Annotated in this window: 10 protein-coding genes and 1 pseudogene; all 11 read left to right on the top strand. The window is 56.5% G+C overall.

Translation table 11 applies throughout. The features are described from left to right. A pseudogene (sucC, locus tag DIE21_RS15675) lies at positions 1–555 on the top strand (succinate--CoA ligase subunit beta); the annotation flags it as partial. A 70-nt stretch (positions 556–625) separates the two neighbouring features. Further along, the gene (gene sucD, locus DIE21_RS15670) at positions 626–1507 is read left to right on the top strand and encodes a succinate--CoA ligase subunit alpha (RefSeq protein WP_124498556.1); all 882 of its coding nucleotides are present in this window, start codon (positions 626–628) and stop codon (positions 1505–1507) included. 880 nt (positions 1508–2387) lie between these two features. Then, positions 2388–3320: a VOC family protein gene (locus tag DIE21_RS15665; protein ID WP_124498555.1), complete on the top strand. Its 933-nt coding sequence runs from the start codon at positions 2388–2390 to the stop codon at positions 3318–3320. Between the two features lie 44 nt (positions 3321–3364). Beyond that, the gene (locus DIE21_RS15660; RefSeq protein ID WP_124498554.1) at positions 3365–4234 is read left to right on the top strand and encodes a fumarylacetoacetate hydrolase family protein; all 870 of its coding nucleotides are present in this window, start codon (positions 3365–3367) and stop codon (positions 4232–4234) included. A gap of 37 nt (positions 4235–4271) precedes the next feature. Then, positions 4272–5870 (top strand): bifunctional 3-(3-hydroxy-phenyl)propionate/3-hydroxycinnamic acid hydroxylase, encoded by a 1599-nt coding sequence (locus DIE21_RS15655; protein WP_124498553.1) that lies wholly within the window; start codon positions 4272–4274, stop codon positions 5868–5870. Between the two features lie 423 nt (positions 5871–6293). Then, the gene (locus tag DIE21_RS15650) at positions 6294–7187 is read left to right on the top strand and encodes a 3-keto-5-aminohexanoate cleavage protein (RefSeq protein ID WP_124498552.1); all 894 of its coding nucleotides are present in this window, start codon (positions 6294–6296) and stop codon (positions 7185–7187) included. Between the two features lie 153 nt (positions 7188–7340). Beyond that, complete coding sequence (locus tag DIE21_RS38280) at positions 7341–7751, top strand: PaaI family thioesterase (protein WP_124498551.1); 411 nt, start codon at positions 7341–7343, stop codon at positions 7749–7751. Between the two features lie 189 nt (positions 7752–7940). After that, on the top strand, positions 7941–9110 hold the full coding sequence (locus DIE21_RS15640; protein WP_124498550.1) for an MFS transporter: 1170 nt from the start codon (positions 7941–7943) through the stop codon (positions 9108–9110). A 216-nt stretch (positions 9111–9326) separates the two neighbouring features. Then, positions 9327–10343, top strand: a complete 1017-nt coding sequence (locus DIE21_RS15635) for a phosphotransferase (RefSeq protein WP_124498549.1) — start codon at positions 9327–9329, stop codon at positions 10341–10343. Then, entirely contained in the window at positions 10340–11626 is a 1287-nt protein-coding gene (eno, locus tag DIE21_RS15630) for a phosphopyruvate hydratase (RefSeq protein WP_124498548.1), read from the top strand. The genes DIE21_RS15635 and eno overlap by 4 nt, the downstream gene beginning before the upstream one ends. Then, on the top strand, positions 11623–12567 hold the full coding sequence (locus DIE21_RS15625; RefSeq protein WP_124498547.1) for a D-isomer specific 2-hydroxyacid dehydrogenase family protein: 945 nt from the start codon (positions 11623–11625) through the stop codon (positions 12565–12567). The genes eno and DIE21_RS15625 overlap by 4 nt, the downstream gene beginning before the upstream one ends. The last annotated feature ends 150 nt before the right edge of the window (positions 12568–12717 follow it).

Raw genomic sequence — 12717 nt, 5'->3', positions numbered from 1 at the left:
GGCGACGGCAAGGTCATCGCACTCGACGCGAAGTTCAACTTCGACTCGAACGCGCTGTTCCGCCACCCGGAAATCGTTGCTTACCGCGACCTGGACGAAGAAGATCCGGCTGAAATCGAAGCGTCGAAGTTCGACCTCGCGTACATCTCGCTCGACGGCAACATCGGCTGTCTCGTGAACGGCGCAGGCCTGGCGATGGCGACGATGGACACCATCAAGCTGTTCGGCGGCGAGCCGGCGAACTTCCTGGACGTCGGCGGTGGCGCTACGACCGAGAAGGTCACGGAAGCGTTCAAGCTGATGCTGAAGAACCCGGATCTGAAGGCGATCCTCGTGAACATCTTCGGCGGCATCATGCGCTGCGACGTGATCGCGGAAGGCGTGATCGCCGGTTCGAAGGCCGTGAACCTGAACGTGCCGCTCGTCGTGCGCATGAAGGGCACGAACGAGGACCTCGGCAAGAAGATGCTGGCCGATTCGGGCCTGCCGATCATCTCGGCGGACAGCATGGAAGAAGCTGCGCAGAAGGTCGTCGCGGCAGCCGCAGGCAAGTAACGCGCGCGCTAATGAACACGCATGGCGGCGCGGTTCATACGCGACGCCAATCGAACAGAGGTCAAAGTACATGTCGATTCTGATCAACAAGGACACGAAGGTCATCACGCAGGGCATTACCGGCAAAACCGGTCAGTTCCATACGCGCGCCTGCCGTGAGTACGCAAACGGCCGCGAAGCATTCGTCGCGGGCGTGAACCCGAAGAAGGCCGGCGAAGACTTCGAAGGCATTCCGATCTACGCGAGCGTCAAGGAAGCGAAGGCAGAAACCGGCGCGACCGTGTCGGTCATCTACGTTCCGCCGGCAGGCGCAGCCGCTGCGATCTGGGAAGCGGTCGAAGCCGATCTGGATCTCGCGATCTGCATCACGGAAGGCATCCCCGTCCGTGACATGATCGAAGTGAAGGACCGCATGCGTCGCGAAGGCTGCAAGACGCTGCTGCTCGGGCCGAACTGCCCGGGCACGATCACGCCGGACGAACTGAAGATCGGCATCATGCCGGGTCACATCCACCGCAAGGGCCGCATCGGCGTCGTGTCGCGTTCGGGCACGCTGACGTATGAAGCGGTTGCGCAGCTGACGGCACTCGGCCTCGGCCAGTCGTCGGCAGTCGGTATCGGCGGCGACCCGATCAACGGTCTGAAGCACATCGACGTGATGAAGATGTTCAACGACGATCCGGATACGGACGCAGTCGTGATGATCGGCGAAATCGGTGGTCCGGACGAAGCCAATGCGGCAGAGTGGATCAAGGACAACATGAAGAAGCCGGTGGTCGGCTTCATCGCTGGCGTCACGGCGCCTCCGGGCAAGCGCATGGGCCACGCCGGCGCGCTGATCTCGGGCGGTGCGGATACGGCCGAAGCGAAGCTGGAAATCATGGAAGCGTGCGGCATCACCGTCACGCGCAACCCGTCGGAAATGGGCCGTCTGCTGAAGGTGGCTCTTTAACCAGTGCAGATGCCACTGGGGCGCCGGTCTCAATCCCGGAAAGATGCCCAACGTATGCCCGAGTAGACGATTTACGAGGGAAGCGTGCCACGATGATCATCTGTCTCGTAGCACGTCTTCCTCGTCGGCATACATGCGCCCAAGTCCAATCAATTGCAGGCTAAGTGGAACGGGCCTATCGGATATTTGCGCCGCGCTGGTCGGCCCGTGGACAATGGGGCGGGATCAGAAGAACACGAAGCCGATGGATGGGAACGCGTCCCGCGCTCGTCAAGGCTGCTACCGAGGTACTGATGGGACGAGATGCGGCTGGCGTCTCGATTCGCGACCCCGACGGGATCGTGCACATCGGCGCGGTGACGATCCGCATGGTCAACCAATACCGGCTTCCGGCTCGGACTAGTGGCAACCGAAAATTTTCCAGTTATCTATGGCGTCGACAGGCTCGCGCCTATCCCTTGCGCAACTACGCGCGAACGATCGGGACTGCGCGTGCAAACCTTGCAGCCGTTGTTCAGCGTTCAAGGCCACGCTACAGCAACTGAAGACCGTCCCGAGAAGCGTACTGAAGGTCACCATCCAACTGACGCACGCAGCTGATATTCACAATATTCTTTCATTGTACTTTCGTATTTCTGGTCAAACACGACTGGTCGACAGGTACGATTTTTGACATTGAACGTGCGGTTCAAGCCATTCATGGTACCGGTTCCTCAAGGCGTTGCTCGGCTGCTGATGCCTCCTAAGGCGACTAGGTGGTGCTGCCCCGACCGCCATAGGAGCAACGCAATCGGTTTTATGCTTGATTATCGATAAAAAAGTGGATACTCTATGATTCATCCCCGGTGAGTGTGGGTGCATCTAATGAGGAGACGCTCAAATGATGTCGGTCAGAGACATTGCGTACGTCCGCTACGAGGCGACCAGTTTGGTCGGCATGGAGCATTTTCTGTTGGACTTTGGGCTGGTCCATGCCACCAAGACTGACAAAGCGCTTTATATGCGGGCACGTGGATGTAACCATCATGTGCATATCACGGAGGCCGGCAATTCGAACCGACCAATCGGCTTCGGCTTCTTTGCGAACAGTGAAGAGGCGCTTCGAATGTTCGCCGAGTTCGTCCGCGAGCCAGTCGAACACAATCCTGAGCCGGGTGGTGGGTGGCGCGTTCGGACGAAGGATCCGTCTGGATTCGTGATTGACGTGCTCTATGGCCAACGACGCGCTGAGCCATTACCTCATCGGCCTGGTATCGCAATGAATTTCGACTCAAGTCGAAGGCGTCTTGGTCAATCGATTCGATTAAAGCCTTCTCCCTCCGAAGTCTTGCGTTTGGGCCACGTTGCCATTCTGGTTCCAGATTTCCAGGCCAGTTGTGCTTTCTATCGTGACGCCTTGGGTATGAGGCCCTCGGACTTGTACTACGCAGGCTCGGAGACAAACGAGATTGCGGCATTTATGCACTGCGGATTGGGCAGCGAGTGGACGGATCACCACACCATTGCGCTCATCTCGAGTAGCAGTGGCGAAGCGCGGTTTGACCATAGTGCTTTTGAGGTCGTCGACTTGGACGACGTGATGCAGGGCGGTCAGTTCCTTCGGAGTCGCGGACACCGTCATTCGTGGGGCGTCGGGCGTCACGTGCAGGGCAGTCAGATCTTCGACTATTGGCGTGACCCATTTGGAAACAAGATCGAGCACTGGACTGACGGCGATCTGGTCAATGACGAAACTCCTGTTGGTCGAACGCCGATTTCTGATGACGAACTAAAGCAGTGGGCTCCACCGCTAACGCCAGAGTTCTTTGAGTAAAGAAAAACTCTAGCTAAAACCGTTCACTAATCTATTAAGACACAATGAAACTCGCTCGTTTTACTATTCACGGTTGTACCGCAGTCGGCGTAGTCAAGGCCGATAAAGTTCACGAAATCGGTACGCTTATCGGTGCCGATGCTCCGACGTCGATCCGCGAGATTCTAGCTGCAGGTTCGCTCATGCGATCCGAGATCGAGAGGTCGCTTGCGACCGCGGTTGGGGGATACAGCATAGGTGAGGTTCAGCTCGAGGCGCCGGTTCCGGACGCGCAGAAGTACCTGGCTATTGGCATGAACTATCAGGATCATGCGGAAGAGGCCCGTGCTGCGGGCATCGCGATTCCTAAGACGCAGCTTTGGTTCAATAAGCAAGTCACATGTATTACGGGACCCTACGCGAATGTTCACCGACCACGCGTGTCCGACAAGCTCGACTATGAAGCGGAACTTGGCGTGGTCATCGGCAAGCGATGCCGCTACGTCAGCGAGGCTAATGCACGAAGTGTTGTTGGTGGATACTTTGTCGCCAATGACGTAACGGCGCGCGACTGGCAGGCGGCCAGTCCGACGTTCACCTTGGGGAAATCGTTTGATACGCATGGTCCCATTGGTCCATGGATTACGACGGACGACGAGGTCCGCGATCCGCATGCGCTTGAAATGCGCCTTTTTGTTAATGGTGAACTCCGCCAACGGCAGATGACGGGGAACATGATTTACAACATCTGGCAACAGATTCATCACCTTTCGCAAGTCATGACCCTTGAACCAGGTGACCTCATCGCGACTGGAACCTGCGCGGGTGTCGGTATCGCGGAGAACAAGTTTCTACAACCGGACGATATTGTGCGCGTCGAGATCGACGAGCTCGGCCACATCGAAAATCGGATCGTTGAGGAGCCAGTCGCTTAGTTTTACAGGTTAAAAGTAGAAAAATCAGGAGACAGGAATGCGGTTTGATGCCGATGTGGCTATTGTTGGCTATGGTCCAGTCGGCCAGGCAATGGCAATTGGCCTGGCAGCGAAGGGACATCGAGTGCTCGTGCTCGAACGCTGGCCCTCACTATATGCCCTGCCACGCGCGATCGTGTACGACCACGAGGCCGCCCGTATTTTCCAGGCGCTTGGGGTGGCCGATGCGCTGGCGCCGCATACGGCCCTGAGTTCGCGTTACGAGTGGCAGAACGCGCAGGGACAACCTCTGAAGGTTTTCACCGGGCTCGATGAACTTGCGATTTCAGGTTGGCCCCAAAGGTTAGGGTTCAGCCAGCCGAACCTCGAACGGACGCTGGACGAGCGCGTCCGTTCATTTGGCGATCAAATCTCCATCGTGCAGGGGTGGGAAGTTACTACGCTTGAACAGTTAGATGATGGCGTGATGCTTGAGGCCTCTCAAACGGAGCGTTCAACCAATCCATCGAAGCGTTTTCTCGTGAAGTACGTTGTCGGTTGCGACGGGGCAGGCAGCTTTGTCCGTCGCTCGATGAAGAGCGATTTCGACGACCTAGGCTTTTCCGCAGATTGGCTCGTGGTTGATGTGTTGCCCAGTGACCCTAGTCAGTGGACTAGTGAGCTTATACAGATATGCGATCCTGCGCGACCCACAACGAATGTATCTGGAGGACCGGGTCGACGCCGCTTTGAGTTCATGCTTGTCGACGGGGAGTGCAAGGAGGACATGAACAACGAAAGCACGGCCTGGGCCCTGCTTGAACGTCATGGGTGGAATCAGAAGAACGCGGCGCTCGAACGACACACGGTCTACACCTTTCGTGGTTGTGTTGCCACACAGTGGCGGAATGGCCGGATAATGATCGCAGGAGACGCAGCCCATCTGACTCCACCGTTTGCTGGACAGGGGCTATGTGCCGGAATCCGCGATGTAGCTTCTCTGATATGGCGACTTGACTTGGTATTGAATGGGATCGCCCGATCAGATATTTTGGATTCCTATTCTATTGAGCGTAGTCATCACGTCCGGAAGTTCATTGAGTTCGCGATTGAACTCGGTAAAGTGATTTGCGTGCTGGATCCGGTGGTTGCGGCTCAACGCGACGCGTGGCTGCTGGATGAAGGCGCGGACGATGAAGATCGCTTCCCGAATCCATCGTTATTGCCGACTGATTGCCTGCGGGCAGGCGACCCACTGGCGGGGCAACTTTCACTGCAGGCCCGCGTGCGTGCTGGCGAGAAAGTTGGCCGTTTTGATGACATCGTTGGTGGAGGCTTCGTGCTTCTTTCGTTGAGAGGTGACCCAATGAGCAAGCTTGGTTCAGTTCAGCGAGCGTTTATGCGGGAAGCGGGTATCAAGTCGATTTCATTCGAGCAGGGTGGCGCGATTGAGGACGTGGACGGAAGCTATCGCGAGTGGTTTTCGACACTTGGTTGCGAAGCCGTTTTGATTCGGCCGGACTTTTACCTCTTTGGAGGCGGCACGCCTGTGGAGCTTGTGAGTACGCTCGCGAACGCCGACTTTTGGGAAATCGGTCGGTCACACGAAATGGATAGTGATGGTGAGATGGCGCGTACTCATTTTGCAGGACAGTAAACGGAGGGCCGACCTTTGTCGTCCTGAACGTGCGAAACCTGCCCTCTGCATTCGACACGGAGTGCAGGATTTCCGGGAGCTCTGGGCGCGCGTGACTTCGGGATCAGGGGCTCGTCATGCTTCAGTCGAAAAATACCCGCCGGCTATTCGCAGGATGAATCATGCACCTCTCTCGCGTGCGACTACGCGGGCCTCCTGTCGCGTCGTTATAGGATCAAGAATCATTCCAGTGGAAGCAGATGCAGCGATGGCGATGCGTTATCCGGCTATAGACCCGGTTGAACGGCTACCGAGCGCTACCTCATATCAAATATACCCATAGGGCTGTCTTCGAGTAGGTCAAACGTAACCTTTCTCCCGTGCGAGAGATAAAAAAATCATGAGGCTGCAGGGTTGCCTCTCGATATCAAGGAGTAGATTGGCATGCAAGAAAAAATCATTATCACGTGCGCGCTGACAGGTGCAGGGCCATTGTCGCCCAATCCCAACCAGCCTGTCTCCCCAAAACAGATTGCGGATTCTGGTCTTGAGGCCGCGGAGTCGGGTGCTGCGATTCTTCACGTACATGTTCGTGACCCTAAGACGGGCTCTTTCTCAGGAAACCTCGAGCTCTATGAGGAGGTTGTGGAGCGCATTCGCGCGCAGAACAAGGACGTGATTCTCAATCTGACCACTGGCCTGGGATCCGGCTTCGTCCCTGCGGATCGCATGCTGCCGGAAACGGCTGGACCGGGCACGCATATCTGGAGCGCCGAAAAGCGCGTTGAGCATATCTTGAAACTCAAGCCGGAGATCTGCACGCTGGATCTGGTGACCGCCCAAGTGTTTGAAGGTGTGGTCATCAGCATGGAGCCAGTACTTACGCGAATGGCTGAACTGGTCCGTGCCGCTGGCGTGACCCCTGAAATCGAGCTTTTCGACAGCGGCGACGCGGTGCTTGCCAAGCATCTGATTGGCAAAGGGGCGCTTGAGGGCCCTGGAATCTACTCGTTTGTCATGGGCTTGAATTTCACCATGCCGGCCTCGACGGAAACGATGGCTTACATAAAGTCATTGTTGCCACCTGGCGCAATCTGGCAAGGATTCGGAATCGGCCGAAACCAGTTTCCGATGGCGTTGCAATCATGCTTGCTTGGTGGCCATGTTCGCGTCGGAATGGAAGATAACGTTTACATCTCCCGCGGCACCTTCGCAAGAAGCAACGCCGAATTGGTCGAAAAGGCCCGCCATTTGGTAGAGAGCATCGGTCCCGCTATCGCTACGCCAGCCGAGGCACGGCAGGCTCTCGGTCTGGGACAGGCTAACTATCCTCGATAGGGGGCTTCGCTTCGGCTGCTTGAGATTGGGCGGCGGGACTTTTCGTCGAAAGTCGCTCGTACAACACTGTCAGGAGCAGGATTAACGGAAAGCTCGGCTGACAAAGCCGCACTTCACGGTTAGCTCGCTGCGATTGAAAAATGGACCGAAACCATGGGAACAGAAAACTTTCAGGTTGATGAAGAGACTAGGGCGTCTCCTATAACAGAGACGCTAGGTGGCGTCATTCGACATATCGATGACGCCCGCACTCAGCTCGAATGTGACTACCTTGGTACTGACGAATTCAGGAATCCTGCGGGGAATATTCAGGGCGGTATACTCAGCGCAATGCTGGATGATATCACCGCATGGTTGGTTACTGTCGGAATTGACAGATCCGAACGTTGTGCGACGCTAAGTTTGAACACCTCGTTCATTCGCCCTGCAAACCCTGGGCAACTACATGGTCGCGCAAAGATGATTCACCGAGGACGCACTGTCTGCCATGTTAAGGGAGAACTTTGGCAGGAGGGGCGGCTGGTCGCAACCGCTGTAGTGGTGTGTGCAATAGTTCGAACCTGAGATAGCGTGGACTACCTCCTTCTATATCTTGCAGATCCGGTAATAGCATAAGAAGTACGTTTCGATATGAATCAGTATCGCCAGTGAATTTCCGATGTCCGGCTGGGATCTTAGATGTGCTTTTTTTAGTAGATGCGGTGAAATCGATGAAATAGCGAGAAGGCTCGAAATATTATCAAGGAGGAGGCGATGAATAGCGTAGAGAGATGGCCAGCTCGGACTGTGTTGATCGTGTGTCACGTCGCGGGGATGGTCGATATGGTAGCCCTGCCGGTCTGGGTCGGGAATTTGGTGCAGCGCTACGAGTTTAACACCCAACAGGCGGGGGGGCTCGTTACGCTATTCCTAGTCGGTGTGGTCCTGGCCAGCGTCATAGTCGCCCCCCGCTTTGACCGCCTGCCGCGTCGTTGGGGACCTGTCGTCGGCTACGGACTTTCCGCGGCCGCATTTCTCGGTGCATCTGGCGTAGAGGCCTTTCGTTCCTTGGCGGCGCTACATGTCGTGGCCGGCCTTGGTGTGGGAGTGGGGCTGTCATTCACCCATGGAACCATGGGGCGGTGCCAGAACCCACATCGCGTTTTTGCCTTTGCTCAAGCCGCACTTGGGCTATTTGCTGTGGTCTTCCTGGGAATTGTTCCCCGGCTTTTATTGGTGATGGGCGGCTCTGTACTATTTGTTGTCTTCGCTTCCGTCATGGCAGCAGCGGCAGTATGCTCAACGGTGGGATTTCCGTCGGTAGATCGAAAGCGTATTGCACTAACGAGCGGCCGTGAGTCTCAAGTACGCATTCCACGCGCGACATGGCTTGCGGTAGCAGCGGTTATGCTGTTGACGCTCAATCAGGCGATGATTTTTAGCTTCCTGGAACGCGTCGGCATCGACAGGCATTTTGGTACGGAAAGAGTGAATCTGGTCCTGCTTGCTATCGGGATTGTTGGCTTATTCCCCGCACTGATTGCGGCCCTCCTCCAGAGACGGATGAACGCCCGGACCGTGGCGCTTTTCGCTCCGAGCGCACAGGCGGCACTCGCCCTGACCGTTACGAATACAACGAGCTTCCTGCTGTATGCCTTGGCTGGAAGTATTTATCCATTCGTCACGTTGTTTGCACATACATTCCTGTTCGGTCTGATAGCTCGAATCGATCCAAGCGGACGTGCCGTCGCGTCTACCCCAGCAATGGTAATGAGCGGGTCCGCTATTGCGCCTTTTCTCGCGGGCACGTTAGCGCTTGGTATGGGGTATGGGGCGATAGGCATCTGCGTCGCCCTGTTTTCTGCCGTGTCTACGGTCCTCGTCTCGCGGATTCCTGACGTTTCAAGTGCACCTGAACCTGCGCCGATTGGAATCGCCCATTAAGTAAATCGTAGTTTCTCGTAATATTCTGGGCCAGGTACCGTCAACAGAAAGTCGTTCCTGGGTAGTGCCGACCGAAGTTGCTACTGTGAGTTTGCGTCTTGAATTCATTTGATTGTCGGCTTTTAGAATATTCAAATGATGGCGTCACGATGTCGATGAGCGATCAAATATTCGGTTCATTTATTTTGCAAAGGTTGCGTGCTTATTGGGAGGCGGATGGAGTCCCGAATCGAATCTGGAGAGCGAGAGACATTACTGGCGTCGTTGCTCCGCATGGGTCTAATCGGAACTGACGAAGACCCAAGCCTTGTCCGATTGACAGGCGGTGTTTCGTCTCTGATCGTTCGCGCTGAGACAAGAGCGGGTACGGTGTGCGTCAAGCAAGCGCTGGCCAAGCTTCGAGTGGCAACCGAGTGGTTTGCGCCCGTCGAGCGTAACTCCGCGGAAGTCGCTTGGATGAAGATTGTGTCAGACCTGGTGCCTGGAGCAGTTCCGCGGATCATTGCTGTAGATACTCAGTCGCAGACGTTTGCGATGGAATATTTCACTCCGCATTGCCATCGGGTCTGGAAAGACGAGTTGCGTGAGGGACGCGCTAGTGCGTCAGTGGCACGTTCAATCGGCTGGTTGCTCGCAGACATCCATCGCGGGACCGCCGGGAATTCGGAGGTCCAGCGGGCGTTTGCAACTGATGCAAGCTTTTTTGCGTTGCGTCTTGAGCCGTACTTTCTCGCGACCGCAGCCGCGAATGCGGACTGCGCCGCGCCGTTGCGTGCGTTGAGCGCAGATACAGCGGCAACGAAGCGGGCGCTTGTGCATGGCGATCTAAGTCCCAAGAATATCCTGACCGGCCCCCATGGCCCGGTATTGCTCGACGCGGAATGCGCCTGGTACGGTGACCCGGCATTTGACATTGCGTTTTGCCTCACCCATCTGTTGCTCAAGTGCGTATGGCGTCCAGCAGGGGAAAATGAATTCCTCGCATGCTTTGACGCAATGAGTAACGCCTACTTGTCACGGGTCACGTGGGAGAGCATGGAAGAGCTTGAGGCTCGAGCAGCACGCTTGTTACCCGCTTTGCTGTTGGCGAGAGTCGATGGCAAGTCGCCAGTGGAATATCTGCGGACAACGGACGAGCGTGATCGTGTTCGCAGGTTTGCCAAGACTTTCGTCGTTTCATCGCCGAAAACACTTAAAACTATTCGATACAGTTGGAGCAGGCAACGCGTATGAATACAACGATCATTAGCATTAAGGGAAGGCGCATTTGGGACTCAAGGGGGCGTCCGACTGTCGAAGTGGACGTTCGCCTCTCGGGTGGTGCATGGGGCCGTGGTGTGGCGCCAGCAGGTGCATCGCGAGGCAGTAACGAGGCCATCGATCTACGCGATGGTGGCCTTGTCCACGCCGGATTCGGCGTGGAGGGTGCATTGCATGCAGTCAATGACTTAATCGGACCGGCGCTGGTGGGAATGGACGCGCGTGATCAAGTGGGCGTGGACCGATTGCTTATTGCATTGGACGGCACGCCGAACAAGGCTCGGCTCGGCGGGAACGCCACCATTGCTACATCAATCGCGGTGCTGCAGGCCGCTGCGGCATCCGAAGGCGTACCACTGTGGCGCTACCTGACTGAAGATGTACAAGTGAGTCTCCCGTTGCCTGAGATCCAGATCTTCGGCGGCGGTGCACACGCTAGTCAGCGTATCGACCTGCAGGATTTCCTGGTAATGCCAGTTGGGGCGGCAAGTTTCGATGAGGCGCTCTGTATGGTCTCTGACGTGTATCGGGCTGCGGGCGAACTGATGGCGTCACTTGGTCGTCGCTCGGGCGTTGCGGATGAGGGTGGCTGGTGGCCAGACTTCGGATCAAATGAGGAGCCGATCGAGCTGCTCACGCGTGCGATCGAGCGGTCAGGCTACCGCCATGACCAGGTTGCGATTTCGCTTGATATCGCGGCATCAGAGCTGGGCCGCAACGGTCGTTACAAGCTGGAAGCCGAAGGCCGCGAATTTGATACCGGCGAATGGATCGACATGATTTGCAAGTGGGTACGGCGTTATCCGATTCTATCGGTTGAGGATCCCGTCGCTGAGGATGATCCCGAAGGTATGCGCATATTCACAGAGGCCGTGGGTGACACTGTGCAGGTTGTTGGCGACGACTTTCTGGTTACGAATGCAGACCGTGTGTGCGCGGCGGCGTCGAGTGGCCAGTGCAACGCAGTGCTGCTTAAGCCCAATCAGGCCGGTACGATCACGGAAACGCAGCAGGCTCTATCTGCGGCCAGGCGGGCTGGCTGGGGCATGATTGTATCTGCCCGATCCGGGGAAACCGAAGACACGACAATCGCCCATCTGGCCATTGGCTGGAATGCCGGCCAGCTAAAAGTTGGTTCGTTTGCGCGCTCTGAGCGGATGGCGAAATGGAATGAATGCCTGCGTATCGCAGAGCAGATGGGTGATATCGCTACCTTCGCGGGACGGGCCGCCCTTCCGCTGCGGAGCGCCACGTGAAGGCGGTATTGCACTATCGCGCAAGTACGACCTTTCTTTCCCGGCTATGTGAGCAGACACCAGGTTGGCTTGAGATTGTGAGCGTCGATGAAGCTGACCGGGATGCGTTGCATAGTGAGCTCTCGAACGCCGACGTCCTGCTGCACGTCCTTTCGCCGGTGACTGCCGAGCTCCTGGATGCCGCTCCAAAGCTGAGGCTGGTGCAGAAAGTTGGTGTCGGCATCAATACCGTGGACATAGCGGCAGCAGAAAAGCGGGGTGTTGCGGTGTCGAACATGCCGGGCTCCAATAGCCGGGCGGTAGCTGAACATACGCTTGCATTAATGCTTGGGGCACTGAGGCGGATCGCATATCTCGATGCACAATGCAGGTCCGGAATGGGATGGCACTTGTCACCGGAGACGTTTGATACCACGGGCGAGCTCTGCGGGCGTACGGTTGGTTTCGTGGGGTACGGGGCAATCCCGTGCAGACTTAGCGGTGCTCTGTCATCTCTCGGAGCAAAGGTTATTTATCACGCGAGGAATCCTGTCGACGATGACATAGCAACGTGGATGCCAACATTGGAGGCATTGTTGCAGAAAGCGGACGTGGTATCTCTCCATCTGCCGTTGACACAGGACACGCGTGGCATGTTGAACGCGACGACGATCGCTTCAATGCGATCCGGCTCTGTGCTAGTAAACACTGCGCGCGGCGAGCTCGTCGATGAGGAGGCTCTTCTCCATGCATTGTGCTCTGGCCAGATCGCGGCCGCAGGCCTTGACGTCTTTGCGCAAGAACCGGCCAGGGCAGACAATCCGCTGATGCATTTACCCAATGTAATCGCCACGCCGCACGTCGGATGGTTAACGCCGCAGACGCTTGAACGCAGCATCTGGGTGATCATCGAGAACTGTCGTCGACTTCGGGACGGTGAACCTCTATTGAATCAGGTTTGAGCTATGAGCGCGGTGCAGGTTTGTGCGCCGGAAATCAGCGAGCTTAATCAAGTGATTTATATGTTGTCTTATACGAATCTAGAACCAATGGAGACGTGTTGGGAGGCACCGTCGGGTGACGGGAATTGGGAGGCCGTTATGAGAGGACTT

The organism is Burkholderia sp. Bp9140, assembly GCF_003853425.1.
GTDB lineage: Bacteria > Pseudomonadota > Gammaproteobacteria > Burkholderiales > Burkholderiaceae > Burkholderia.
Note: the sequence above shows the minus strand (reverse complement) of the source record. Positions and strands in the feature narration are given on the sequence as shown.